At 59.5% G+C, this 24,304-nt stretch carries 22 protein-coding genes; 10 read left to right on the top strand and 12 right to left on the bottom strand.

Going from position 1 to position 24,304, the window contains the following annotated elements:
* Nucleotides 1–91: 91 nt before the first annotated feature.
* The 4 genes from PQR62_RS15765 to PQR62_RS15750 form a co-directional block, all read right to left on the bottom strand.
* A complete protein-coding gene (locus PQR62_RS15765; protein ID WP_408158924.1) occupies nt 92–451 on the bottom strand; it encodes a DUF3325 domain-containing protein in 360 nt (119 codons plus the stop codon).
* A complete protein-coding gene (locus PQR62_RS15760; RefSeq protein ID WP_408158923.1) occupies nt 448–2,079 on the bottom strand; it encodes a PepSY-associated TM helix domain-containing protein in 1,632 nt (543 codons plus the stop codon). Before PQR62_RS15760 ends, PQR62_RS15765 begins: the two co-directional genes overlap by 4 nt.
* Entirely contained in the window at nt 2,076–2,381 is a 306-nt protein-coding gene (locus PQR62_RS15755) for a DUF3649 domain-containing protein (RefSeq protein WP_408158922.1), read from the bottom strand. The genes PQR62_RS15760 and PQR62_RS15755 overlap by 4 nt, the downstream gene beginning before the upstream one ends.
* 75 nt (nt 2,382–2,456) lie before the next feature.
* Complete coding sequence (locus PQR62_RS15750) at nt 2,457–3,176, bottom strand: cobalt ABC transporter substrate-binding protein (protein WP_408158921.1); 720 nt, start codon at nt 3,174–3,176, stop codon at nt 2,457–2,459.
* Between the two features lie 16 nt (nt 3,177–3,192).
* Here PQR62_RS15750 and PQR62_RS15745 point away from each other — a divergent pair, with 16 nt between their 5' ends.
* Together PQR62_RS15745 and PQR62_RS15740 are read left to right on the top strand one after the other, a co-directional pair.
* Nucleotides 3,193–3,441, top strand: coding sequence for a hypothetical protein (locus tag PQR62_RS15745; protein ID WP_408158920.1), 249 nt, complete (start codon nt 3,193–3,195; stop codon nt 3,439–3,441).
* A 598-nt stretch (nt 3,442–4,039) separates the two neighbouring features.
* A complete protein-coding gene (locus tag PQR62_RS15740) occupies nt 4,040–4,606 on the top strand; it encodes a GNAT family N-acetyltransferase (protein ID WP_408158919.1) in 567 nt (188 codons plus the stop codon).
* A 90-nt stretch (nt 4,607–4,696) separates the two neighbouring features.
* Here the strand turns inward: PQR62_RS15740 and uraH are convergent, their stop codons facing one another.
* Complete coding sequence (uraH, locus tag PQR62_RS15735) at nt 4,697–5,050, bottom strand: hydroxyisourate hydrolase (RefSeq protein WP_408158918.1); 354 nt, start codon at nt 5,048–5,050, stop codon at nt 4,697–4,699.
* A gap of 265 nt (nt 5,051–5,315) precedes the next feature.
* Here uraH and puuE point away from each other — a divergent pair, with 265 nt between their 5' ends.
* Together puuE and PQR62_RS15725 are read left to right on the top strand one after the other, a co-directional pair.
* Complete coding sequence (puuE, locus tag PQR62_RS15730) at nt 5,316–6,281, top strand: allantoinase PuuE (RefSeq protein WP_408158917.1); 966 nt, start codon at nt 5,316–5,318, stop codon at nt 6,279–6,281.
* 237 nt (nt 6,282–6,518) lie between these two features.
* Nucleotides 6,519–7,376 carry an outer envelope protein gene (locus tag PQR62_RS15725; protein WP_408158916.1) on the top strand — a complete coding sequence of 286 codons (858 nt, stop codon included), beginning with the start codon at nt 6,519–6,521 and terminating at the stop codon, nt 7,374–7,376.
* A gap of 67 nt (nt 7,377–7,443) precedes the next feature.
* Here the strand turns inward: PQR62_RS15725 and PQR62_RS15720 are convergent, their stop codons facing one another.
* The 4 genes from PQR62_RS15720 to PQR62_RS15705 all read right to left on the bottom strand — a co-directional run bounded on the left by PQR62_RS15720 (nt 7,444) and on the right by PQR62_RS15705 (nt 11,638).
* Nucleotides 7,444–8,352 carry a proline dehydrogenase family protein gene (locus PQR62_RS15720; protein WP_408158915.1) on the bottom strand — a complete coding sequence of 303 codons (909 nt, stop codon included), beginning with the start codon at nt 8,350–8,352 and terminating at the stop codon, nt 7,444–7,446.
* Nucleotides 8,353–8,686: 334 nt separating this feature from the next.
* Complete coding sequence (gene lhgD, locus PQR62_RS15715) at nt 8,687–9,895, bottom strand: L-2-hydroxyglutarate dehydrogenase (RefSeq protein ID WP_408158914.1); 1,209 nt, start codon at nt 9,893–9,895, stop codon at nt 8,687–8,689.
* An 11-nt stretch (nt 9,896–9,906) separates the two neighbouring features.
* A complete protein-coding gene (locus tag PQR62_RS15710; RefSeq protein ID WP_408158913.1) occupies nt 9,907–11,292 on the bottom strand; it encodes a GDSL-type esterase/lipase family protein in 1,386 nt (461 codons plus the stop codon).
* Between the two features lie 73 nt (nt 11,293–11,365).
* A complete protein-coding gene (locus PQR62_RS15705) occupies nt 11,366–11,638 on the bottom strand; it encodes a hypothetical protein (protein WP_408158911.1) in 273 nt (90 codons plus the stop codon).
* Nucleotides 11,639–11,640: 2 nt separating this feature from the next.
* Here PQR62_RS15705 and PQR62_RS15700 point away from each other — a divergent pair, with 2 nt between their 5' ends.
* Together PQR62_RS15700 and PQR62_RS15695 are read left to right on the top strand one after the other, a co-directional pair.
* Nucleotides 11,641–11,790 (top strand): hypothetical protein, encoded by a 150-nt coding sequence (locus tag PQR62_RS15700; RefSeq protein WP_408158910.1) that lies wholly within the window; start codon nt 11,641–11,643, stop codon nt 11,788–11,790.
* A gap of 584 nt (nt 11,791–12,374) precedes the next feature.
* Nucleotides 12,375–13,055 (top strand): Fe2+-dependent dioxygenase, encoded by a 681-nt coding sequence (locus tag PQR62_RS15695; RefSeq protein ID WP_408158908.1) that lies wholly within the window; start codon nt 12,375–12,377, stop codon nt 13,053–13,055.
* Nucleotides 13,056–13,176: 121 nt separating this feature from the next.
* On the opposite strand, the gene PQR62_RS15690 is transcribed toward PQR62_RS15695, so the two are convergent.
* From PQR62_RS15690 to PQR62_RS15680, 3 genes are all read right to left on the bottom strand, one after another.
* Nucleotides 13,177–13,797: an outer membrane beta-barrel protein gene (locus PQR62_RS15690; RefSeq protein ID WP_408158907.1), complete on the bottom strand. Its 621-nt coding sequence runs from the start codon at nt 13,795–13,797 to the stop codon at nt 13,177–13,179.
* 218 nt (nt 13,798–14,015) lie between these two features.
* A complete protein-coding gene (locus PQR62_RS15685; protein ID WP_408158906.1) occupies nt 14,016–15,674 on the bottom strand; it encodes an HAL/PAL/TAL family ammonia-lyase in 1,659 nt (552 codons plus the stop codon).
* Nucleotides 15,675–15,749: 75 nt separating this feature from the next.
* Nucleotides 15,750–17,036 (bottom strand): urate hydroxylase PuuD, encoded by a 1,287-nt coding sequence (locus PQR62_RS15680; RefSeq protein ID WP_408158905.1) that lies wholly within the window; start codon nt 17,034–17,036, stop codon nt 15,750–15,752.
* A 674-nt stretch (nt 17,037–17,710) separates the two neighbouring features.
* Between PQR62_RS15680 and PQR62_RS15675 the strand changes: the two genes are divergently transcribed.
* The 4 genes from PQR62_RS15675 to PQR62_RS15660 all read left to right on the top strand — a co-directional run bounded on the left by PQR62_RS15675 (nt 17,711) and on the right by PQR62_RS15660 (nt 24,213).
* Complete coding sequence (locus PQR62_RS15675) at nt 17,711–18,652, top strand: LysR substrate-binding domain-containing protein (protein ID WP_408158903.1); 942 nt, start codon at nt 17,711–17,713, stop codon at nt 18,650–18,652.
* A gap of 329 nt (nt 18,653–18,981) precedes the next feature.
* On the top strand, nt 18,982–20,376 hold the full coding sequence (locus PQR62_RS15670) for a nucleobase:cation symporter-2 family protein (protein WP_408158902.1): 1,395 nt from the start codon (nt 18,982–18,984) through the stop codon (nt 20,374–20,376).
* Between the two features lie 236 nt (nt 20,377–20,612).
* Nucleotides 20,613–22,376: an allantoate amidohydrolase gene (locus PQR62_RS15665; RefSeq protein WP_408158901.1), complete on the top strand. Its 1,764-nt coding sequence runs from the start codon at nt 20,613–20,615 to the stop codon at nt 22,374–22,376.
* A gap of 469 nt (nt 22,377–22,845) precedes the next feature.
* On the top strand, nt 22,846–24,213 hold the full coding sequence (locus tag PQR62_RS15660) for an 8-oxoguanine deaminase (protein ID WP_408158900.1): 1,368 nt from the start codon (nt 22,846–22,848) through the stop codon (nt 24,211–24,213).
* Nucleotides 24,214–24,304: the final 91 nt, after the last annotated feature.

Raw genomic sequence — 24,304 nt, 5'->3', positions numbered from 1 at the left:
TCGGTCGTTGAAGTGACAGGCAAAAAAAAGCTGCACTCAAAAGAGTGCAGCACAAGTTACAACACAGTAAATCGATGCAGATCAGTGCGCCTTACATCAGGCTGAGCCACCAGCATACCGCGAACACCAGCGCCGCCAGCGCCAGCCGCTTACCCAGCAGAGGCACGCGCGCCGGTACATAGGTCAGCGCGATCACCTGCAGCAAGCCGGCCAGTCCGAGAAAGCCGAGACATCCGACCGCACCGATGGTCCAGCCCTGCATGGCGACACAGACCGCGAAGGTCAGCACAATTGCCAGCGATCCCAGCCAGCGCAGCTTGTTGCGCAAGGCCGGCGCCGGTTCGGCGCCACGGCCGTAGACGTCGGCATAGTGTCTATCCATCGCCATGCTCAGCGCGCTCCAGCCGGCGAAGGCCAAGGTCATCGCCAGTAAAAAACCAAACGGATTCATGCCGCCTCCTTGAGTTTGCCGCCGGTGGCATCCGCCGATTGCACCTTGCCGCCGGCCTTCTTCTTTTCACGCTTGCCGAGAATGCGCGCCGTCATCGCCAGCGCAATGCCCAGCGCCAGCACGGTCAGATCGAAACCGGCCACCGGCCAGGGCCCCTTGCCCTGCAACAGGGTGACGCCCAGATGCGAATGGGTGGTGAACACGTTCAGTACCGGAATGCCGATGAACATCAGGGCGCCGAACCACAGCTGCAGCCGCCACATGCCCATGCTCGGACGGATCTGCGCCAGCACTGCAGCCACGCCCCAGGCGATGAAGAAGCAATTGATCTCGGCCTGCGGGCGCTGCGCCAGTTCCACCGGCAGCATGCGATTGGCCCAGAAGTAAGTCGCGAAGGCAATCGGCAGACCCGCGATGGCGCCGATGTTGAGCGCATCGACCAGACGCAGGCCGAAGCTCACGCGCGCGCCCTGCGCAATCGCCTTGGCTTGTTTCTGACGGCTCTTGACGGCCCACAGCAAGGCGCCGCTGGCGACCATCACGCAACCGGAAAGACCGAACAGGAAGAACAGCGTGCGCAGCCATGGATCAGCAAAGTGCGCCATGTGCAGACCGTACAAGGCGCCGCGCGTGACTGCTGCGCCGCTGGGATCTTCACCGGCGGTGCCGACCAGCTCACCGGTCGTGCCCTTGAAGGTCATGGCCGGCTGCAGATACGACAGCGACTTGGCTTTCTCACGCGTGATGACGACGGTGGCGTTGGCATCGCCAGGGTTGTTGACCGAGATGGTCGACAGCGCCGCGCCGTTCCAGTGCGCCTGCGCCTGTGTCGCCAATACGCCCAGATCGGTCAGCGGCGCGGCGCTGCCGGCCGCCTTGCCGCGCCCGCCGACGGAAGGGAACACCTCGGCAAAGAAGGCATTCTGATCGCCCTTGTAGGCACTCTGCGCCCCCCAGGGCATGTACATGAACATCATGGTGATCAGCCCGGTGTAGGTGATCATCAGGTGAAACGGCAAGGGCAGCACGGCGGCGGCATTATGCGCATCCAGCCATGAGCGCTGGCCCTTGCGCGGACGAAAGGTGAAGAAATCCTTGAAGATGCGTTTGTGCGTGATCACGCCGCTGATGATCGCCACCAGCATGAACATGGCGCAGATGCCGACCAGCCAGCGCGCCCAGATTACCGGCATGTAATGCAGATCGAAATGCAGGCGATACAGGAATTCGCCGCCGCGGGTGTCGCGTACATCCTCCAGTTTTTCGCCGGTGGCGGGATTCATGGTTTCGCTCTGGAAGCGACGGCCGACCGGCTTGCTGCCATCTTTGGGCGGCGCCGGAATCCAGCCTATGCGCATCGCCGAATTGCGTTCGGTCGGCATGCTGATGAACCAGCGTTCGGCATCGCCGGCCTTCTTTTGCAGCGCCTCGGCCGCATGTTTGATTGCAATCGCCGGCGCCACTTGCGGCGAATCGGTCAGATGCAGTTCAGGCGTCATCCAGAACGTGATTTCATCACGGAAATAACTGGCGGTACCGGCGCTGAAGATCAGGAACAGAATCCAGCACACAACCAGCCCGGCCCAGGTGTGCAGCCATGCCATCGACTGGCGAAAACCTTCTCTCATGACGCACTCCGGATCGCAAACCAGTAAATTGCCGCCAGCACCAAAGTCGGAATCAGAATGCCGATCCAGGCACGCAAGGCGCTATGCACGGCAAACACCCAGATCACCGCGCAGGTATAGATGATGAAAGACAGCATGGTGGCCGTCATCACCGCATCGGCCCGCCCCAGCGGCAAGCCATGCGACACCATCACGGTGCACAGCGCCGACAGCACATAGCCGCCCAGAATCGCCGCGAGCACGCGCGACAGCACGCCCAGCCGGTACATCACCATCGAACCCGATTGCATCATTTGCTTCATTGTTTCCGCTTTTCCTTCTCAGGCATGCGGCCCTCCGGCCGCATGCACTGCATCGCTTTTGTCTTGCGTTCCGGCTTACTTGTTCGGCTTGGCGGCAGGACCGGCTGGCACTGCCTTGATGCCCTTGGCCTGCACCAGCGACAGCGTGGTCACAAAGCTGGCCACGTCATATGGCTTGCCGTCGCGCTCGCCGGCAGTCTTGTCGGTGTGATGGACTTCAGCCACATAAGTACCCTGCCATGGCAGATCGAAAGTCACCAGACCTTCGGCGTCGGAATGCGCTTCCTTGGCCCAGCCCGATTGCACCACCAGACCGACCTTGGCCTTGGGCAGAGGCTGGTTCTTGTAGTACACCTTGAACTCGCCCGGCTTGCCGGTCGGCACCAGATCCAGCGTCAGACGCGGCTGTTGCGCTGCATCCGAAGTCACCAGACGCGCAGCGGGAGTCCACGCAGTGCGGGTCACCTTGTCGCCGCCCTTGCTTTCGAACACCGGGTAGTGGGCTTCTTCAGCGACGATGGATTCGTTCTTGCCGGCCTTGCCGGACAGCGCGAAAGCGTTGGCCTTCTTGCTCAGTTCCAGGGTCTTGTCGCCATTGCCGGTCAGCAGCACCGCGCTCGGTTGCACGAACTTGTCGAGCAGGCCGGGCGAAGCTTCGCGCAGATTTTCGCCGAATTCGCCGAAATACATATTGGCCGACTTGGCATCCTGCTGCAGCCAGATCTGGTGCGCATGTGCCGGTGCCGCCAGCAAGAAAGTAGAAAGCAAACCGGATACGATCGCCAAACGCTTCATGAAGTCATTCCTTTAAATGTTGGAAGCTGCTGCAAGAACAGACCGGCCGGGTCGCCTTGCCGACAGAGCAAAACCGGCGGCACGCAGCCAGATTGTTTTTGCAACAGCCTCTTTTTATGTTGAATCGGATCAAACTCATACTGCAAAACGGCCACTGAAATCAGCGGCCATTTTCTTTGGGCGCGAATACGTCTGCTTCAGGAATGAAATAGGAGGCGATGACTGCATGCCGGATTCAGCAGTTGCAGCAGATACAAATGGATGAGGTGAAAAACATGCTGTGCTGACCGACCCTCGCCTGACCGATTCCCTGTTCCCGATGGCGGGCGCCGCTTTTGTCCGCCGCTGCGTCCGATACTGCCTTACCGCTCCGAACGCGCATGCTGTTGACCGCGTAACGCCTTGCTCTCTTTTATTTTTCGAGAATGATTCTCATTATAAGAAAACGAGGATATATGGACAAGCCTTATCTTGCAAAGCTGCAATCTGCAAACATGTCAGAAACATAATTTCGGTGCTGAAATGACAAAAATATTCGCCGTCGGCAAGCCATCGCATATCGCTGCCGGCCTGCAGCAAAGGCTTGCTTCAGGCCGCTACTTCGCCGGCCAGCTTGCTCGGCAAGACATCCCCGCCGTCAGCGCTTCCTCAGAGTTAGCATGTATGATCTTTGCCCGGCTTCCCCTCCCCCGCGATTTTCTCAAGGAGCGCTTCCTCATGCTTCGCCGCAAGCCATCCGGCCACCGGCCTCAAGTTCAAGAATCCGCCTGTGTCGATCGACCTGGCGCGCACCGACCACGCACTGGTGCGAGGCGGCAAGCGGCGGCAGAAGGAGTTCCAAACCTGAATCGCAGGTTCGCCGGATGACATTTCCTGACCATGGCCTGCATACCGCACGCCTGCATCTGCGCCGGGCGAGCCTGGCCGATGCGCCGGCATTGCTTGCCTATCAGTCCCGCAATCGCGCGCATCTGCTGGAATGGGAACCGCGGCGCGACGAGGCCTTCTTTACGCTGGCCGCCACCCGCCAGCGGCTGCACGAGATGGAAATGCAAATGCAGGCGCAGCAAGCCTTGCATCTGCTGTTTGCGCGGACGGCAGACACCAGTGCTGCCATCGCCGGCGTCTGCCATTTCAGCAATATCGTGCGCGGGCCGTTTCAGGCTTGCCACCTCGGCTTCTCGGTGGATGCGCAGGAGCAAGGCCAGGGATTGATGCACGAAGCGCTGAGCTGTGCGATTGAATTTGTGTTCGGCGAACTGCATCTGCACCGGATCATGGCCAACTATCGCCCGGAGAATCGGCGCAGCGCGGCCCTGCTGCGGAAACTGCATTTCGAGCCGGAAGGCAAGGCGCGCGCCTATTTGAAGATCAATGGCAGCTGGGCCGATCACATTCTGAGCGCGCGCATCAATGAAGCGATGGATTGAGGAATTGCCGCTGGTAACACACGATAAAAATCCAGCCAGGCGTGAAGGCGTGACCGGATTTTCTTCTGCAAAAAACTGCGCGTAGCGGTTTTAGCTACCGCGATACGTGGAATACGCCCAGGGCGACACCACCAGCGGCACATGATAATTCTGCGCGGGGTCGGCGATGCCGAAGGCGATCACCACTTCATCCACGAAACGCGGCGTCGGCACCTCCACGCCCTGCGCCGCGAAATAATCGCCGGCGCCGAACACCAGTTCATAGCGGCCTGTGCGCACTTCTTCGCCTTGCAGCAGCGGCTCGTCGCAACGCCCGTCGTTGTTGGTAACGGCCTTCTTCAGCAGTTTCTTGCCGCCCTCTTCCACTGCATACAGGGCCACGTTCACGCCCACGCCCGGCTTGCCCTTGGTGATGTCCAGCACATGCGTGCTCAGCTTACCCATGTTGATTCCTTTCCCTGTGTTGATTGACGAGCCGGCCGCATCCGACCATCCGAATCCGCTATCGCTACGCAGACATCAGGCCCGGAGCACGGGACTGAAGGCGACGTCAGATGATATACCGCGCGCTTCAGATTCATATACGAAGCCACTTATAACTGCCATCCAATCTGCGGACATAATTGCCCTCATTCCAAAAACAGCATGCAGCATTCAATGACTGCATCCGCGGCACACCGCAGTGCTGCTATCCAGACAGGCAGGAGACATGAAAGATATCCACTATCCGCGTGACCTCGGCGGCTACGGCCGCATTACGCCGCATGCCCAATGGCCGGGCCGCGCGCGCATCGCGGTGCAATTCGTCCTCAACTACGAGGAAGGCGCCGAAAACTGCGTGCTGGACGGCGACGCCGGGTCGGAAACCTTTCTCTCCGAGATCATCGGCGCACAAAGCTTTGCCGCGCGCCACATGAGCATGGAATCGCTCTACGAATACGGCTCGCGCGCCGGCCTGTGGCGTTTGCTGCGCCTGTTCGAAGAACGCCGCCTGCCGCTGACGATATTCGGCGTGGCGCGTGCCTTGCAGCGCCATCCGGAAGCACTGGCCGCCTTCATCGAGCAGCGCCATGAAATCGCCTGCCACGGCCTGCGCTGGATCAGCTATCAGAACATCGACGAAGACACCGAGCGGCGCCACATCGCCGAAGCGGTCGCCATCATCAAGCAGCTGACCGGCGCTGCGCCGCTGGGCTGGTACACCGGCCGCGATTCGCCCAACACGCGGCGGCTGGTGGCCGAGCACGGCGGTTTCGCCTACGACGCCGACAGCTATGCCGACGATCTGCCGTACTGGGAAAACGTCGCCATCCGCAACGCGCAAGGCGATGTCTCCGCGATCACACAGACGCCGCAGCTGATCGTGCCCTACACGCTGGACACCAACGACATGCGCTTCGCCGCGCCGCAGGGCTTCAATTCAGGCGCCCAGTTTTTCGATTACCTGAAAGACGCCTTCGACGTGCTGTATCGCGAAGGCGACCCGAATGGCCTCAACCGTCCCAAGATGCTGTCGGTCGGCCTGCATTGCCGCATTGCCGGAAGACCGGCGCGCGCAGCTGCGCTGGCGCGCTTTCTGGATTACGTCTGCGGACACGATCAGGTCTGGGTCGCGCGCCGCATCGATATCGCCAGCCACTGGCGCGAACATCACCCTTACCGGTCGCCGACCTGAACAGCTGAGGCCGGCCGTCTTGTCAAAGTGCCGAGGCAAGACGGGCGGCCCTGTTTGAGCGAGCGCACCCTGCGCTTTCATTACCGGAATGTCTGAATACCATCCGCGCTGCGCCACTGAAACAGCGCGGCGGGCCGGCGTGCGTCCGCGTTCATGGAGATGCCGCTGCATGACCGCCGTGGCGGCTCCACGGACTTGCATCACCTGAAAACATACATCCATTCATGGAGGAGACACATGCAATCCATCCGCAAGAACCCTCGCGGCAAAATCAACAACAGCTTCCGGCCAGGGCCTCAGCAGCTGGCATTGGCCGCTGCCCTGTTCGGCTTCGGCATAGGCGCGCAGGCGGCCGACTGGTCCGACAATGCCATCGGCTACCGCTACGGCACGCGTTTCGCCGAGCCCTACAACTCGCAGGACATCAGCAAGAGCGTCATCAACTTCACCCATGCCAGCGGCTACCGATACGGCAGCAATTTCCTCAACGTCGATCTGCTGATGTCGGACAGCAAGGACGACAATGCACAGGAAGCCTACATCACCTATCGTCACACGCTGGACCTCGGCAAGATCGCCGGCAAGGATCTGAGCTTCGGCCCGGCGCGCGGCGTCGGCTTCACACTGGGCTTCGACTGGAACACCAAGAACGACAACAGCTATGCCTCCAGAAAGCGCATGTGGGTGATCGGGCCGACCTTGATGCTGGATGTACCGGGCTTCCTCAATGTCAGCCTGCTGGCGCTGTTCGAAAGCAATCAGCCCAAAGGCATTTCCAGCCGCTACCGCTACGACACCCACCCCATGCTGAATCTGGCCTGGGGTATTCCGATAGGCTCCTCGCCGTTTGCCTTCGAAGGCTATCTGAACTACATCGCCGCCAAGGGCAGGAATGAATTCGGCGGCGCTACCGCGCCCGAACTGAACATTGATGCCCAGATCATGGTTGACGTCGGCAGCACCATGGGCATGGGCAAGAACACGCTGCGCCTGGGCCTGGAATATCAATACTGGCGCAACAAGTTCGGCAACCCGGCCGCGGTGCCGGGCTCACTCGCCAGGACGCCGATGGTGCGGCTCGAATATCACTTCTGATCGGTGCCGCGCCGGCAAAGCAAGGCGATCACAAGTCGCCATGCTTTGCAGAAAGCGGCATGAAGTCTTATCGTCCGAACAGGGCTTTCGCAAGATACCCGGCGATTTGCGGATTTTCTTTCAATCTACGAATACTGTAACCATACCAATCACTGCCAAATGGAACATAAACGCGCACGCGGAAACCCGCTTTCAATATCCGGTCGCGTAAGGTTTCGCAAACACCCAGCAGCATTTGAAATTCAAATCTTTTTTTGCTGATAGATTTTCTTTCTGCAAGGTCCATGATTTCCTTGATTAAGGTTTCGTCGTGGGTGGCAACGCTGACAAACGTACCCATCTCAAAACATTGGGCCACATGAGCCAAGAAGTGTTGATTGATCGCCTTGCGGCCTTTGTGTGCATCGGGAATCAGATATCTTTCCTCCTCCACATAAATACCCTTACAAATCCGCAAGCTATTTTGAGGGCGCGCAAGTTCCGCCACGTCCTGATAGGTGCGTTTTAGATAGGCCTGCAATGCCAGTCCGACATTGTCGTGAATTTCGCTGAGCCGCCTGAAAAGATCGATCTCAAGTTGAGTGCAGCTTACGTCCTCCATATCGAAACACACGAAATTTCCAAAAGAGCCGGCCTTGGCCACGATCTGCCTGGCAAGCTTCAGGCACTCGTCGACGTCCAATAACAGGCCGATAGCGGAAGGCTTTACCGACAGGTTCGCCTGCAAGCCCTTGCTTTCGATGGATTCAAGAACGTCGAAATAGTGCTTTGCTGTGCTCCGGGCTTGTGCCATCGACGAGATATCCTCGCCAAGAACATCGAGCGTGACGGCGCATCCGGCTGCATTGAGTTCCCTGACCCGCGCCAGCGCTTCAGGCAAAGTCGCGCCGGCAATATAGCGCCGCGATAACTGACGAACCAGAGGACGAGGCAAAAGCGTGACGGCGTGCGCCATCATTTGATTGAAGAGCTGCATATGAATCCCATAAAGAAACGATGGCCGATGCTCTGACGCGAGGCGCCAGAAAACATAGGCAATACATCACCCGAAAGCGGGTGGCGAAGGTGTCTCTCACTTGTTCGATTCAGCAGCGAACATGTGAGATCCAAGCATTCACTTCTTCAGCGGAGGCCAGGCAGCAGCTTGCATGGGATGGGGTTCGGTTTGAAAGTTGTCGGGAAAGTATAGCCTGGCGTCAGATAAACCGCCGCTGACTGCCAGGCCGGTGTTCAGGTTTCAATTGCCTCTTCCTCATTTGGCGTGAGCAATATTGTTTTTTCCGTCGTCATGTCCGCTCGATTGCAAGAGCTCAATGCGATCGAATCAAGTTACGGACGATGTGCTCCCCAATTGCCAGCGACGAAGTTGCTCCCGGCGATGGCGCATTGCGAATATGGGTTACCCGGCCGGTCTGTCTAATGACGAAATCGTCTGCCAGTGAACCGTCGCCTTCCATCGCCTGCGCACGAATTCCACGAACAGCCGGCGACACCGAAACGTTCGCCAATGACGGCACATATTTAGCCGCCTCGCGCACAAAAATTGATTTACTGACAACCGTCCTGAGCTCGCGCAAGGTGGATGGCACATTGCGCGCAGCAAATTTCCAGAAGCCGCCGTATCCCAGGTAGTCGACGATGTCGCGCAGATTGAATCTGTCGCCGGTGTAGTTCTCCCGTCCCATGGAGATAAATGCGTTCGGGCCAATGGTCATCTGCCCGTCGATACGCTTGGTGAAATGCACGCCCAGGAATGGGAAACGGGGATCGGGAACAGGGTAGATCAGTCCCTTGACGTGCGACTTGTACGTCTCGTCGATGACGTAGTACTGGCCAAAAAACGGCACGATCTTGGGCGTCTCTTTGTCTCCCGAATTCATTGCGAGACGATCGGACTGCAAGCCAGCACAGGCGACAACATAGTCGAAGCCCTGCGGGAAGACCTCGCCGCTCTGTAGCTCAATGTGAACCTGGTCGCTACGCTCAATGAGCTTGTGCACAGGGGAGTTCAGGCAAATACGCGCCCCCTTCATCTGAATTTCCCTGGCGATTTGCTCAGCAATCTGCCCGTAACTGACGATTGCGGTACGGGGCGAATAAAGCGCGCGAATCCCCACGCAATTGGGTTCGATTTCCTTGAGTTCTTCCGGGCCAATCAATCTGACGTCCGGAACGCCATTGGCTTGTGCTTTGCGGTAGATGGCTTCCAGACGCGGCAACTCCTCGTCTTTCAACGCCACGACGACCTTGCCGCATTCGTCGTAAGGAACGTTATGCTCAGTACAATAAGCCCTTATCAGATCTACACCACGCCGGCACAGCGTTGCCTTGAGTCCTCCTGGCTCGTAGTACAGCCCCGCATGCACAACGCCCGAGTTATGACTGGACTGATGCTGAGCAACGGAGTCCTCCTTCTCGAATACCGTCACCTGGATGTCAGGATTTTCGAGGATCAACTGCCTTGCAACAGCGAGTCCGTTGATACCGCCGCCGATGACCGCGTACCGTTTTTGTCTCATGATTTTCCAATTTAGTTTGAACCAGGGGCATCCACAATTTTTCTCTCTCGCCCCGTTCGAAAGGCATTAACGACCTTGGCAAGCGGGATCGCGCCAGCCATCGCCTGATAGCCCGCGCGGTTCGGGTGCAGCTTGTCGCCAGGGCCGCCTGAAGTGCCATCGGGGACATATTCGGCTTTTAATCCGCCTGAGGCCGTATCCAGCGTAGCCGCATCAAAATCAAGGACGTCATCAAACAGACCGTCGCTGCGGATGAATTCATTGAGCGCCTTGCGCTTGTCATTTTGTTCCACATGTCCATGTGCAGCGCTGGTGCTGCCCAACGCAGAAGTAACCGTGGCGCCGAGAACCCTGACGCCAGGAATTTCCTTTCTCAATCGCGCCACTACATCACGCATGCCCTTAACAACATCGTCCACAGCCGCATTGCCGTTCTTGCTGAAATCATTGATCCCCTCCAGCCAGATCACAGTCGAGACGCCCGAGAGTGCTATCAGATCGCGCTCCACCCGCGATATCGCGGAAGGTCCGCCCGGAAAGGGCTTTTGCGCGGAGTAGGAGGCCGGGCCGACGACCTGATTGCCGCCTATGCCGGCGTTCACCACTGAGACGCGATTGCCGTAACGCGCATGCAAGCGCCGTGAAAGCACATCAGGCCAGCGGTCGTCGCCGTTCAAAGTCGTGCTCGTGCCGTCAGTGATGGAATCGCCAAATGCCGCCACTACCTGGGCAGTGGCAGGCGCCATCATGTCGACGGCATCCAGGAAATAGGTGGAATTGGTACTGTACGGAAAGTTTTGCTCGTCCTCTGACTGGCCGACTGATCCGGCTCGGGGGCGACTGATGAACGAAGTGTTAAGCGACTTTGCATGCCAGGTCATCGGCCCGCTTTGTCCGACCACGTGGAAGCTCACGGCCAGGCGTCTGCCCTCAAGAAGCTTCGGATCTCCTGACTTTGCAAATGGCAGAACAATCGCATCACTCCAAGCCGATTCGCCGGCGGCAATCGTCACGCTGGTTTTTCCTGAAAAGGAAACCTGCCGATTGGTTCCGTGCATGACGGCGGAGCTTCCCTGCTGTAGTCCGACGTAGATGCCGTCAAACGTCACCGGCCGAGTTCCCAAAACATTGGACATGCGAATACGTACCTGTGGCCCCCAGATGTCGGGCCGTACCATCAGGCGGAAGCTCTGATCTTCGGCGCCCTCTTCGGCATTGGGAAACGCAAAGCTGAGATCCGGCTGAGCCGAGGGATTGCCTACGGGATAAGGCCCTTGAATAGCGCCGCACCAAGCCGCCACCCATTTGTTTTTCGCCTGGGAATATGCCGGCGAGTTTGCGAGAGCCATAGTCAGCGCCAATGCTGCGGCAGCGGTGAAAGCCAGTTTTGTTTTCATGCTACGTCTCCTTTGTCTGATAAACGGCGCCGGGCTGAGTCCAGCCTTGCCGAGCCATGCCTGCTTACTGCCGCTACGTTTGCCGGCCGCTGCGCATGGTGCGCAGGACGAGCCCTGGACTGCGTCCGCAACGCGCACCCGGTTCCGGGTCGGCGTGCAGAGAGGACAGCAGATTCATCATCCCCTGACTCTGATAATCGCGGGCACGAAGATAGGCCGTCCCGCAAATTCTACTGACAAAATCACCTTGCCCCCCTGCGGCGACCAGGCCACGGACAATCTCCGCCGATACTTCTTCCCGCGACAGGATTTCGTGCTGCTTCGCAACGTCGATAGCAATGGACATACATGGAACTGCATTTCCTTGCGAGAGATGCCTATCGCGATGGCGGAATGAAAGCCGGCCGCCGCACCAACGACGCGGCCCCGAAAAAGGAAACAAACAAACAAACAAACAAACAAACAAACAAACGGCCGCCCTATCCGGCATTGCCATAGCTCGGCATTTTCAGGAGGGCAGCATGAAAAATCAGCGGAAGGTGAGTATATGCAAGCAAGCGCCCTTCCGGGAATTACCGAATTAGTATGGGCGGTATGCTTCAGGCATATAAGGGAGCACGCTCATTGGCGCAGGGGAAACAGGAGTATCCGCAGGAGCCGAGTGGCACGCACAAGACGACCAGACTTACTGCATACGACGCGGTCGCCCTGCCCAGAATACTCTGGATAGAGTCTAAATGCCCCGTCCACCATCTCAAATTACCGAATTAGCATGGCGCATATGCTTCGCGCGTATAAGCTGCGATTGATTTGCCCGGACAATTGAGCGTCATCTGGTCATGCTCCTGTCGGCAAGTGCCGGGCGATCAAGCAGAGGTGCGAATCCAACTTTATCAAGGCTCATTTAAGCTCTTTCCTAGAAAGTGAACTTCATTCGGAATCCGGCAATTAGTCTGCGATAACACATGGTTTATAGTGTGCGGCGATACAAATCGGCGAGGCCGGGGTCGGCAGAACAGGATGAAAAATCTGCGCTCCCGCCCGTGCGGAGGGAGGCGGATTTTTTATGGGAGAACTGAATCATGATGTTGCACATTCCTCAGGTCCTGAGCGCCGAACAAGTTCGTCATGTGCGCGAGGAACTGGCGCGTGCCGACTGGGTGGACGGCAAACAAACCGTGGGCGATCAGGGCGCCAAAGTCAAACGCAACCGGCAGTTGCCGGAGTTCTCGCCAGTGGGCATGAAGCTGGGTGAAATCATCCTCGCCGCGCTGTCAAAAAATCCCCTGTTCTTTGCCGCTGCCCTGCCCAAGAAAACCATCCCGCCTCTGTTCAACAGCTATGAAGGCGGCGAGCATTACGGCCTGCATGTGGACGGCTCGGTGCGCGGCGTGCCGCATACCGGCATGAGCATCCGCACCGATGTATCGAGCACCCTGTTTCTGTCGGAGCCGGAAGAGTACGAAGGCGGCGAGCTGGTGGTGGTCGACACCTACGGCACGCACGAAGTGAAACTGCCGGCCGGCGACCTGATCCTGTATCCCTCGACCAGCCTGCACCGCGTTGAACCGGTGACTCAGGGCGCGCGCATCTGCTCTTTCTTCTGGACCCAGAGCATGATCCGCGACGACTGGAAACGCAGCATGCTGTTTGAGCTGGATCAGAATATATCCGGCCTGCGCAGCAAGGTCGGCGACATCGAAGAAGTGCTGGGCCTGACCGGGCATTATCACAATCTGCTGCGGCAATGGGCCGAGATCTGATGCCTGCATGAACTGTTTTTTCTCAGGCCTGCGTTGCACAAGGCCGAGCAAAAACCGCGCTTACCTCCACCATGAAAAAAGGCAGCCGAGGCTGCCTTTTTGCTTTACTGCCAACAAGCGCTTAGAAGCGATAACCGAACTTCAGTGCGATTTCAGTCATCGACGGTTTGGCGCTGGAGGCGCCGTTGGATTCGCGGCTGAACTTGACCTGCTGCACTTCCACGCCCAGACGCACATGCTCGGACGCGGCATAGCTCATGCCGACGCCGTAGCCGTAACCGCTGTGCGAAGTCTTGCCGTTGCCGAACACCGAATCGGTGTACTCGCCGCGTGCGCGGTGATAGGCAAGCTTGCCGTACAGCAGCCAGTTAGGCGCCACCAGCACGCCGGGTGCAGCGTAGATCGACAAATGCTGGCTCAGCTTGAGCGAAGCATCGGCGTTGCGGCTGCCGGCGCGATAGCGCTGCGAGCCGAAGTTGGTCTTGCCCAGATCGTAGGTCACACCGAAGGTCATCTGCACTTTTTCATCGAGCGCCATACCGTAAGAAAAATCCAGCTGCGCCGTGGTGTCGTGTGCAGAGGCGGTGCGATTGTTCGCATAGCCGTCGAAATCGGCACGATTGTTGCGGAAGGCGATATCGCCGCCGAGAGTAAAACCGCTGAACTGGGTCACCTGTGCCGAGGCCACGCCGGTACTGCCTAGAATCGCTGCAAACAGAATGCTTTTCGCTACCAACTTCATAATAATCCTCGATTAAATGTTCAATGATGTTGATGAGAACAAGCGCTGGCGTGCGGCTGAACAAACTCGTTGCGCTCATCAAGAGCGCGTTTATACAAGCTGGATTCAGAGGCAACAAGGTCGCCGGACATTCACCTCATTTTTTTCAGAAAACTTCATCAAGGGCATAAAAAAAGAGCGACTATCAAGTCGCTCTTTCTTTGAATCAGCGTTTTCTTTCAGACAAACTGGCCGATCTTTGCCCTCACCGCATCGCGCACCGAACCGCTGGTAATGAAGGAATGAGCGGTCTGAATATCGTTGTGGAACCAGCGGTCGCCCTCCAGGCAGGCCGGGATCTGGCGACGGATTTCATCGTAGGCCGACTGCGTGCCTTCGCCGAGTTTGAACTCCTTCAGCAATTCTTCGGTCATGGTCAGGGCCTGCGCCGCCAGCAGCATTTCGACGCCCACGATGTATTGCGTATTGGCCACCACCGTGGCAGCCTTGCGCGCGCACCAGGTCGAGTTCGAGACGTGATCTTCGCTATTGCCCTTGGCCGGAATGCTGTCCACGCTGCCGGGCATGCTGAGTGTGCGGTTCTCCATCACCAGCGAGCTGAGCGAACATTGCACTACCGGATAGCCGGTGTTCACGCCGCGCACGCCGCTCATCAGATTGCGCGGCAAGCCCCATGACAAGGTCGGATCGATCAGGCGCGCCACGCGGCGTTCGCAGATGCTGCCCAGATCGGTGATGGACATCGCCAGCAAGTCCATCGCCTGCGCCAGATACTGGCCGTGGAAGTTGCCGCCGGAAATGATCTCGAAGCCGCCGCCGTCCGCTTCGTCCTTGCTGAAGATCAGCGGATTGTCGGTGGCGGAATTGATTTCCTTGTCGACGATGGTGTCGATGTAATCCAGCGCGTCGAACACCGGGCCGTAAACCTGCGGCGAGCAGCGCAGCGAATACACATCCTGAATCCGCGCGGTGTAAGGAATGTCGGTGCGGCGCAGCTCATCCGGCAATTGCACGGCACGCGCCTCGTGCGTGGTGCGGGTCGAGCCCTTGAGCAAGCTGCGCACCACCTGCGCGGTCTTGATCTGGCCGGCGTGCGGACGCGCCTGCTGAATCCGGGGATCGAAGGCCGACATCTCGGCGCGCATGGCTTCCAGCGTCAGGCCCAGCGACAGGCAGGCGTCGGTCAGCAGATGGCGTGCATCGTGCGCAGCCAGCACGGCGACTGCCAAAGTCGCGGTGCAACCGTTGATCAGCGCCGAGGCATCCTTGGCCTTGAGATCGAACTGCACCGGGCCGATATCGGCTTCGATGATCGCCTGCGGCGCCGGCATGCGGCGCCCCTGATACATGACTTCGGCTTCGTCGAAACCGGCGATGGCGGCCGCCAGATAAGAGAGCGGCGCCAGATCGCCGGAGGCGCCGACCGAGCCCTTCTGCGGCATGACGGGGTGAATCCCGGCGTTGATGAAGGCCAGCAGTCTATCCACCACTTCCACGCGCGGCGCCGAATAATTGCTGGCGAAGGCATTGGCGCGCAACAGCATGGTGGCGCGGCTGACCTCTTCCGAAAACGGCTCGCCGATGCCGGCGCTGTGCGCCTTGATCAGTTGCGTCTGAAACAGCTCGATGTGCTCGACCTTGATGCGCGTGTCTTTCAACAGGCCGACGCCGGTGTTGAAGCTGTACATCATCGGCGCCTCGTCGTGCATCCAGGTGGCTTCGATGTAATCGCGGCTCTGCTTCAGGGCATCGCGCGAGGATTGCGCCAGTGCGACTTTGGCGAAGCTGCCGTTGGCGCCGCGCGCCACGCTGACGACCTGTTGCGCATTGAGATTGAAACCGTCGATGGTGACGGTGCTGATGGTGGTGTTGGTCATGGGGAAGCTCCTTATCGTCATGTTCTGTCGGACCGGAACGCCTGCAAAAAGCAGACATTCATTCATCGAGGGAATTTACTTGGCGCCGGCTTCGAACCAGGCGCCGATCAGCGCGCGCTCGTCGTCGCTCATGTGCGTCATGTTGGCCAGCGGCATGTCCCTGGTCTGGACCGCACGCTGATAGATCTTGGCGGCGTGCTGCCGGATCAGCTCCGGCGTCTGCAGCATCATCCCCGCCGGCGCGGTGGCAAAGCCGGCCTGCGTCGGTTGCGCCGAATGACAACTGGCGCAGCGTTGCACGATCACCTCCTGCACGCGGGCGAAGTCTACGCCGCTGGCCGCTGAGGCGACAGGTACACTTTTTGAGTTTTCCACCGTTACGGGTGCGGCCGTTATGGCCGTTGCCGCCGGTACAGCCGATGCTGCGGGCCTGGCCGCCGGCCTCGGTGCAATCGCAATCGCCACGCCCAGCAACAGCACGCAACCGGCAATCGGAAAACCGATAGATACACGGCCCTTGTGACGCAGATTGAAGAAGTGACGGATCAGCACGCCGGCCGCCATGATCGCCGCCAGCACCAGCCAGCTGTAGCGATGTGTATAGGTCATCGCGTAGTGATTGCTGATCATGATGAACAGAATCGGCAGCGTGAAGTAATTGTTGTGCACGCTGCGCTGCTTGCCCTTGCGCCCGTAAATCGGATCGGGCGACTTGCCGGCCTTCATCGCCTCCACCAGCTTGCGCTGGCCGGGAATGATCACCATCAGCACATTGCCGACCATGATGGTGCCTATCATGGCGCCGACGTGAATATAGGCGGCGCGCCCGCTCAGCAGATGCGTCAGCATGAACGCCACCGCGACGATGAATCCGAACATGATCAGGCCCAGCAGGCCCTCGCGCTTGCCCAGCGGCGAACGGCACAGCAGGTCGTAGACGATCCAGCCCGCAACCAGCGTGCCGATGCCGACGCCGACCGCCTGCATGCCGCTGAGCTCGGCCACCGAACGATCGACCATCATGGCCGAGGCATTGAAGTAATAGACGATGAACAGCATCGCAATGCCGGTGATCCAGGTGGCGTAGGCCTCCCACTTGAACCAGTGCAATTCTTCCGGCAACTCGGCCGGCGCCACCAGATACTTTTGCGGATTGTAGAAACCGCCGCCGTGCACCGCCCACAGTTCGCCCGATACGCCCTTCTTCGCCAGATCGCTGCCCGGCGCGGGCGGCCGGATCGAATTGTCCAGCCAGACGAAATAGAACGAGGCACCGATCCAGGCGATGCCGGTGATCAGGTGCAACCAGCGCACCAGAAGATTGGCCCATTCGATGCCATACGAAACCAGAACTGCTTCCATGTCTTCCCCACGTGTGATTGCCGTCCGCCACAGCGGGCATGCGGATGGCCGAGGCATGGCCTCATGACACGGTCGTGCGAGATGTCTCCAACGGACGCAGCTGCGCCGGCAAGCCGCCGGGAAACTTGAACATGTGTGGATGAACGAACTCTTGCGAATCCGGAAAGACTGGCGCAAACGGCGTCTCCTGCTCTCTTCTTTTACCGCTTGCGTCAACCCTCGCCGTTCGCCTGCCGCGACGACCCGATGGCTTGCACCATCTGTTCTTCCGCAGCGCCCTTCGTATTTGTTGATGACGTTCCGTGAGGCACTACGGTTGCACGAAAGATAAACGTGTTGGACTTTCAAAACATGTTGATCGTCTTATATTTGACATACGGATATTCATATACAAAAATAGCGCCGTAATGTGGGACGCTGGCGGTCGCGCGAAAAACCGCGCTCGCCTTGTTCTCTCATCTGCGCCCGCAGATGAGCATGCTGTCCGCCGTGGCCCGCACGGTGAAAAGAAGCTGCTGCCGGAATCGACTTCAGATCGACAGGCGCAACGGCCACAGACATACAAAACAGGTTTGATCGGATACAGGCGCCATCTGACGAGACAAGCAAGCGGCAACAAGATGCAAACACTGCAACCCCGCCGCCAGCGCCTAAACAATTACCCGGAGACAACTATGTCCAGGCTACCCGATCACTTAGACATCCACCTGATCAGAATTCTGTATCTCTTGCTGTGCGAAAAGAACGTCTCGCGCGTCGCCCTCAAACTGAATCAGCCGCAGCCTTCGATTTCCGCCTCGCTGCGCAAACTGCGCGAACTCACCGGCGATCCGCTGCTGGTGCGCGGCGCGCGCGGCATGGTGCCGACCCAGCACGGCGAGAGCCTGCTGAAACCGGCCAAGCGCATCCTCGACGAAACCGAGCGCCTGTTCGTGCCCAAGACCGCCTTCGTGCCGCAGGAAGAGGAGCGCACCTTCCACATCGCCGCGCCGGACTACATGAACACGCCCTTCTTCACCGAGATCATCAGCCGTCTGCGGCGCGAGTCGCCGCGCAGCCGCATCGTGATTCATGCGCTAGGGCCGGAGACCGATTACGTGCGCCTGCTGTCGGACGGCGATCTCGATCTGGTGATCGCCAACTGGGACGAGCCGCCGCCGCATCTGCATCTGTCCAAGCTGTTCGACGATCCCATCGTGTGTCTGATGCGTTCGGACTGCGCCTACGCCAAGCGCACCGCCAGGGATGCGATGAGCATCGAGGACTATCTGAGTCTGCCGCATGCGGCGCCGTCGCAGATCCTGCCGGGCTATCACGGCACCATCGACACCTTCCTCGAAAAACAGAATCTGCATCGCAACGTGGTGGTGGAGTCGGCGCATTTCCGCATGCTGCCCTACATGGTGGCGCAGACCGATCTGGTGCTGACCGCCGGCCAGCAGTTCGCGGCGTTCTACGAAAAGACGCTGCCGCTGAAGTGCTACAACGTGCCGATCAAGTTTCCGCCGCTGCGTTTCTATCAGCTGTGGCACGAACGCGTGCATCAGGCCACCGAACACAAATGGCTGCGCGCGCAGGTCGGCGCCGCAGCCAAAGCGCAGGCCGGACTGCTTTGAAACAAGGGACGGAGAAAGCGTAATATAGTCGGCAGGGCCGAGCGCCCTGCCTGAAGTTTCCCCTGCCGTCCACCGCACGCCACCTAGCCACGCTTCCGGGAGATCGCCATGTCCAGCGCTTCAGCAAATTCTGCACATTCCGCATATATCCGCAGTCTGAAATCCGGTATGTCCCACTCTATATATCGGCCCTCCGCGTTTGCATTAGTATCCCCTGCACCAAGCCTGTATCGGCTGCTCCACTGGCTGTTGCAAGGACTTGCACTACAAGGAGCGGCGCGCCGGGACATCTCGTTGCCGACCGCTCCGAAAAAATAAAGGAGACAGCCATGCAAACCTCAAGCCATCCGGTGGATGAACGACTACCCGTTTTCAAACTGTTCGCACTCGGCATGCAGCACGTGCTGGTGATGTATGCCGGCGCCATCGCGGTGCCGCTGATCATCGGCGGCGCGCTCAATCTGCCCAAGTCCGAAATCGCCTACCTGATCAGCGCCGACCTGTTCTGCTGCGGCCTGGTGACCATCATCCAGAGTCTCGGCATCTGGAAATTCGGCATCCGCATGCCGGTCATGATGGGCGTCACCTTCGCCGCCGTCGGGCCGATGGTGGCGATGGCCGGCAATCCCGGCCTCAGCATTCTGCACATCTACGGCGCGGTGATCGCCGGCGGCGTGTTCTGTATTCTGGCCTCGCCCTACATGAGCAAGCTGATGCGTTACTTCCCGCCGGTGGTGACCGGCACCGTGATCACGGTGATCGGCATCTCGCTCATGGGCGTGGGCATCAACTGGGCCGCCGGCGGCCAGCCCATCATCGGCAAGCTGGTGGACGGCGTATTCGTCAAGGTGCCCAATCCCGACTACGGCTCGCCGCTGAGCCTGACGATTGCCGCCATCGTGCTGATTTCCATCCTCGTCATCACCAAATACATGAAGGGCTTCATCGCCAACATCTCGGTGCTGATGGGCATGGTGATCGGCTTTGTCATCGCGCTGGCGCTGGGCAAGATCAGCTTCGACGGCCTCGGCAACGCCGACTGGTTCGCCTTCATCCGGCCGTTTCACTACGGCTGGCCGCAGTTCGATATCGCCTCCATCCTCAGCATGTGTCTGGTGATGATCGTCACCATGATCGAATCGACCGGCATGTTCATGGCGCTGGGCGACATCGTCGGCAAGAAGGTGGACGACCAGACGCTGGCCAAGGGCCTGCGCGTGGATGGCCTGGGCAGCGTCATCGGCGGCATCTTCAATACCTTCCCCTATACCTCGTTTTCGCAGAACGTCGGCCTGGTCGGCGTCACCGGCATCCGCAGCCGCTATGTCTGTGTGGCGGCCGGCGTGATTCTGGTGGCCTTCGGCCTGTTCCCAAAGATGGCCCACGTGGCGGCGTCGATCCCGCAATTCGTGCTGGGCGGCGCCGGCATCGTGATGTTCGGCATGGTGGCGGCGACCGGCATCAAGATTTTGTCCAAGGTCGATTTCCATACCAATCGCAACAATCTGTTCATCGTCGCCATCAGCATAGGCGTCGGCATGATCCCCATCGTCGCGCCGACTTTCTTTGCGCAGATGCCGGCCGTGCTGGGCACCATTTTTCACAGTGGCATATTGCTTGCATCGGCGATGGCGGTGATCCTGAACCTGTTCTTCAACGGCCGCGGCTCGGAAGAAGATGTCAACCGCTACGCGATGGCGGCGGCGCAGAGTTCGGATCATTGAGCGTGGCAGATGCATATCGCCGCTGCCATGAAGCATAATGGCGAACTTGATCAGACTGCAGGTGGGCGGCCTGCAAGGCCTATCCACTCAGCGTTGCAGACAGCAATGCACGACAAATTGCCGCAACAAAATGCCATGACAATCTGCAGCAACAGGAATTGAACCGCAGAACCGAATACGTACAAAAAACGCACCAACCACTTAACAGGATCAGGCCGGCCGCACCGCCTGCGAACATGATGACGACTCTGGAACAACTGAATCACTGCGACGCCTCCACTTTCACCACCTCGCTGCATGGCATCTACGAGCATTCGCCGTGGATTCCGGAGCGCGCAGCGCTGCAGCGTCCGTTCCGCAATCTGACCGCGCTCAAGCTGGCATTGCAAAAAGTGGTGACCGAGGCCGGCCGCGCCGAGCAGCTCGGTCTGATCCGCGCCCACCCCGAGCTGGCCGGCAAAGCCGCCATCGCCGGCGAGCTGACGGCGGAATCCACCGGCGAACAGGCCAGGGCCGGCCTCAATCTGTGCACGCCGGAAGAATTCGCCACGCTGCACAAGCTCAACGCTGACTACAACGCCAAATTCGGTTTCCCCTTCATCCTGGCGGTCAAAGGCGCCACCGGCAAGGGCCTGACGCGCCAGCAGATCATCGCCACCTTCACGCGCCGCCTGCGCAATCAGCCGGAAGATGAATTGCAGGAAGCGCTGCGCCAGATCGGCCGCATCGCCGAAATGCGCCTCAACGACCTGCTCGGCCACGTGCCGCAACTGGGTGCGACCATCATGCAATGGGCCGAAGAAATCGGCGCCTGGAGCGAAGACGAAGGCGCGCTGACCTGCACCTACATGAGCGACGCCCACCGCCGTACTGCCGAACAACTGGCGCAATGGATGCGCGAAGCCGGCATGCACGTGCACATCGACGCCGTCGGCAACGTGGTCGGCCGCTACTTGTCCGCCGACCCGCAGGCCAAGACCCTGATCACCGGCTCGCACTACGACACCGTGCGCAACGGCGGCAAATACGACGGCCGCGAAGGCATCCTGCTGCCGATCGCCATCGTCAAGCAGTTGCACGAACGCGGCGAAACCCTGCCCTTCCACTTCGAAGTGATCGGCTTCTCGGAAGAAGAAGGCGTGCGCTTCAAGAGCACCTTCCTCGGCAGCAACGCCGTCACCGGTCATTTCGACATGAGCCTGCTGGAGCTGAGCGACCGCGACGGCATCAGCATGCGCGAGGTCATCACGCAGGCCGGCCACGACGTCGACGCCATTCCGCATATCGCACGCGATGCGGCCGACGTGCTGGGCTATGTCGAAGTCCACATCGAACAAGGCCCGGTGCTGTTGAACCGCGACCTGCCGGTCGGCATCGTCACCTCCATTGCCGGCAGCTCCCGCTACCTGCTCGACCTGAAAGGCGTCGCCAGCCACGCCGGCACCACGCCGATGAACATGCGCAAGGATGCGGCAGCGGCTGCCGCCGAAATCATCCTCTACGTCGAACAGCGCTGCGCCGAAGACCAGCATGCTTCGCTGGTCGGCACTGTCGGCCAGCTGCAGGTCTCGCGCGGCTCGACCAACGTCATCCCCGGCAACTGCCAGCTCTCGCTCGACATCCGCGCCGCGCGCGACGACATCCGCCAGGCCGCAGTCGCCGACGTGCTGCAACAGATAGAGCGGATCTGCGAACGCCGCCGGGTCGAATACACACTGGAAGAAACCCTGTCGGCCCCGGCAGCGCCATGCGCGCCCTGGCTGATGCAACAACTCGCCGCCGCCACCGAACGCGCCGGCATCCCTGCCTTCGAACTCGCCTCCGGCGCCGGCCACGACGCCATGGCCATCGCCAGAATGACCGACGTCTGCATGCTCTTCACCCGCTGCGGCAACGGCGGCATCAGCCACAACCCGCTGGAAACCATGACCGCAGACGACGCCGAAGTATCCGCACAGATCCTGCTGGATTTCCTGCGGAGTTTTAAAAGCAAGCCGTAAAGCCCAGCAATAAAAGAGCAAAGCCAAACCAGGCAAGAACGCAAATAAGGCGAGCAAAAATCCCGAGGCCGAAGGCGAGGCGGTTAAAAGAATTCCCCGTGGGGACGCAGCCGGTGATGTGGTGCAGAAAATGGATCAGAAGTGAAACTTGTCTGAGCGCAGCGAGTTTGTTTCACTTCCCATTTTTTGCACCACAGCACCGGGAACCCGCAGGGCAAGTCTTCGGGGTCGCCTTTCTTTGCTTACTTTCTTTGGCGAAGCAAAGAAAGTGAGTAGCTGCCAGGCTACCCCCGGCAACTGAGGCAGTCCGAAGAAACCCCACATCAGCAACAAAGAACAAACAACAAACACCACCCCGAGCGACAAAGCGTTAATAGGACTTCAAAGGGACTCCCCTATCACCTGCGCCGCACCCGCAACAAACCAACCCAAGAAAACCAGTAAACCGCAAGAAAAAGGAGTCCCAGCAATGTCCAAAACCCTGCTCATCAAAAACGCCGCCATCGTCGTCACGATGAACGACAGCCGCGACGAAATCAAGAACGGCGCCATCTACATCCGCGACAACATCATCGAACAAGTCGGCAACAGCGCCGACCTGCCACAGAGCGCAGATGAAATCATCGACGCCAGCCACCACGTGGTGCTGCCCGGACTGATCAACACCCACCACCACATGTATCAGAGCCTGACGCGCGCCATCCCGGCAGCGCAGAACGGCGAACTGTTCAGCTGGCTCACCAACCTCTATCCGATCTGGGCCGGCCTCACGCCCGAGATGATCAAGGTCTCCACGCTGACCGCGATGGCCGAACTGATGCTGTCCGGTTGCACCACCAGCAGCGACCATCTCTACATCTACCCCAACAAGACGCGCCTCGATGACAGCCTCGAAGCCGCGCAACAGATAGGCATGCGCTTTCACGGCGCGCGCGGTGCGATGAGCGTCGGCCAGTCCAAAGGCGGCCTGCCGCCGGACCGCGTGGTGGAAGAAGAAAAGGATATTTTGCGCGACACCCAGCGCCTGATCGAGACCTATCACGATGCCGGCCGCCACGCCATGCAACGCATCGTGGTGGCGCCCTGCTCGCCATTCTCGGTCTCGCGCGACCTGATGCGCGAAGCCGCCGACATGGCGCGCAGCTATAAGGTTTCGCTACACACCCACCTCGCCGAGAACCTCAACGACATCGCCTACAGCCGCGAGAAATTCAACATGACGCCGGCAGAATATGCCGAAGACTGCGGCTGGGTCGGGCATGACGTCTGGCACGCGCACTGCGTGCAGCTCGACGATCACGGCATCAATCTGTTTGCCCGCACCGGCACCGGCATTGCGCATTGTCCCTGTTCCAACATGCGGCTGGCCTCGGGCATCGCGCCGATCCGCAAGATGCTGGACGCCGGCGTGCCGGTCGGTCTCGGCGTAGACGGCTGCGCCTCCAACGATTCCGGCCACATGATGGGCGAAGTGCGCCAGGCCATGCTGCTGCAACGCGTGGGCTTCGGCCCCGATGCCATGACTGCGCGGCAAGCGCTGGAAATCGCCACGCTGGGCGGCGCCAGAGTATTGAATCACGACGACATCGGCGCGCTCAAACCCGGCATGTCGGCCGACCTGGTCTTGTTCGACACGCGCCAGATCGGCTTTGCCGGCGCGCTGCACGACCCGGTCGCGGCGCTGGTGTTCTGCACCCCGCCCAAGGTCGCCTGGAGCATCATCAACGGCCGCGTGGTGGTGCGCGAGGGGCATCTCGCCTCGGTAGATCTGGGCGTAGTCATTGAGCGCCACAATGCACTGTCGCTGGAGCTGGCGCAGGCGCAGGCGGCACGTTGAAGTACTGCCATCGCATAAAGCTGAGCCAGGAAAGATAAAAATTGAGCGCAACTCTTACTTAGCCAGAGGGATAGATTTCTGTCTAAGAAAA

It is taken from the genome of Herbaspirillum lusitanum, assembly GCF_046025995.1.
GTDB classification, from domain to species: domain Bacteria; phylum Pseudomonadota; class Gammaproteobacteria; order Burkholderiales; family Burkholderiaceae_D; genus Herbaspirillum; species Herbaspirillum lusitanum_A.
The sequence above is the reverse complement of the archived record's forward strand: the minus strand, read 5'-3'. Positions and strand labels throughout refer to the sequence as shown.

Coding starts and splice junctions, on each gene's coding strand:
- PQR62_RS15745 (WP_408158920.1), top strand. CDS start 3,193: ATGTTGGAAGCTGCTGCAAGAACAGACCGGCCGGGTCGCCTTGCCGAC.
- PQR62_RS15705 (WP_408158911.1), bottom strand. CDS start 11,638: ATGTCCATTGCTATCGACGTTGCGAAGCAGCACGAAATCCTGTCGCGG.
- PQR62_RS15750 (WP_408158921.1), bottom strand. CDS start 3,176: ATGAAGCGTTTGGCGATCGTATCCGGTTTGCTTTCTACTTTCTTGCTG.
- PQR62_RS15690 (WP_408158907.1), bottom strand. CDS start 13,797: ATGAAGTTGGTAGCGAAAAGCATTCTGTTTGCAGCGATTCTAGGCAGT.
- PQR62_RS15700 (WP_408158910.1), top strand. CDS start 11,641: ATGGAACTGCATTTCCTTGCGAGAGATGCCTATCGCGATGGCGGAATG.
- PQR62_RS15675 (WP_408158903.1), top strand. CDS start 17,711: ATGTCCAGGCTACCCGATCACTTAGACATCCACCTGATCAGAATTCTG.
- PQR62_RS15725 (WP_408158916.1), top strand. CDS start 6,519: ATGCAATCCATCCGCAAGAACCCTCGCGGCAAAATCAACAACAGCTTC.
- PQR62_RS15660 (WP_408158900.1), top strand. CDS start 22,846: ATGTCCAAAACCCTGCTCATCAAAAACGCCGCCATCGTCGTCACGATG.
- lhgD (WP_408158914.1), bottom strand. CDS start 9,895: ATGAGACAAAAACGGTACGCGGTCATCGGCGGCGGTATCAACGGACTC.
- PQR62_RS15695 (WP_408158908.1), top strand. CDS start 12,375: ATGATGTTGCACATTCCTCAGGTCCTGAGCGCCGAACAAGTTCGTCAT.
- PQR62_RS15765 (WP_408158924.1), bottom strand. CDS start 451: ATGAATCCGTTTGGTTTTTTACTGGCGATGACCTTGGCCTTCGCCGGC.
- PQR62_RS15685 (WP_408158906.1), bottom strand. CDS start 15,674: ATGACCAACACCACCATCAGCACCGTCACCATCGACGGTTTCAATCTC.
- PQR62_RS15710 (WP_408158913.1), bottom strand. CDS start 11,292: ATGAAAACAAAACTGGCTTTCACCGCTGCCGCAGCATTGGCGCTGACT.
- PQR62_RS15755 (WP_408158922.1), bottom strand. CDS start 2,381: ATGAAGCAAATGATGCAATCGGGTTCGATGGTGATGTACCGGCTGGGC.
- PQR62_RS15670 (WP_408158902.1), top strand. CDS start 18,982: ATGCAAACCTCAAGCCATCCGGTGGATGAACGACTACCCGTTTTCAAA.
- puuE (WP_408158917.1), top strand. CDS start 5,316: ATGAAAGATATCCACTATCCGCGTGACCTCGGCGGCTACGGCCGCATT.
- PQR62_RS15680 (WP_408158905.1), bottom strand. CDS start 17,036: ATGGAAGCAGTTCTGGTTTCGTATGGCATCGAATGGGCCAATCTTCTG.
- PQR62_RS15740 (WP_408158919.1), top strand. CDS start 4,040: ATGACATTTCCTGACCATGGCCTGCATACCGCACGCCTGCATCTGCGC.
- PQR62_RS15665 (WP_408158901.1), top strand. CDS start 20,613: ATGATGACGACTCTGGAACAACTGAATCACTGCGACGCCTCCACTTTC.
- PQR62_RS15760 (WP_408158923.1), bottom strand. CDS start 2,079: ATGAGAGAAGGTTTTCGCCAGTCGATGGCATGGCTGCACACCTGGGCC.
- uraH (WP_408158918.1), bottom strand. CDS start 5,050: ATGGGTAAGCTGAGCACGCATGTGCTGGACATCACCAAGGGCAAGCCG.
- PQR62_RS15720 (WP_408158915.1), bottom strand. CDS start 8,352: ATGCAGCTCTTCAATCAAATGATGGCGCACGCCGTCACGCTTTTGCCT.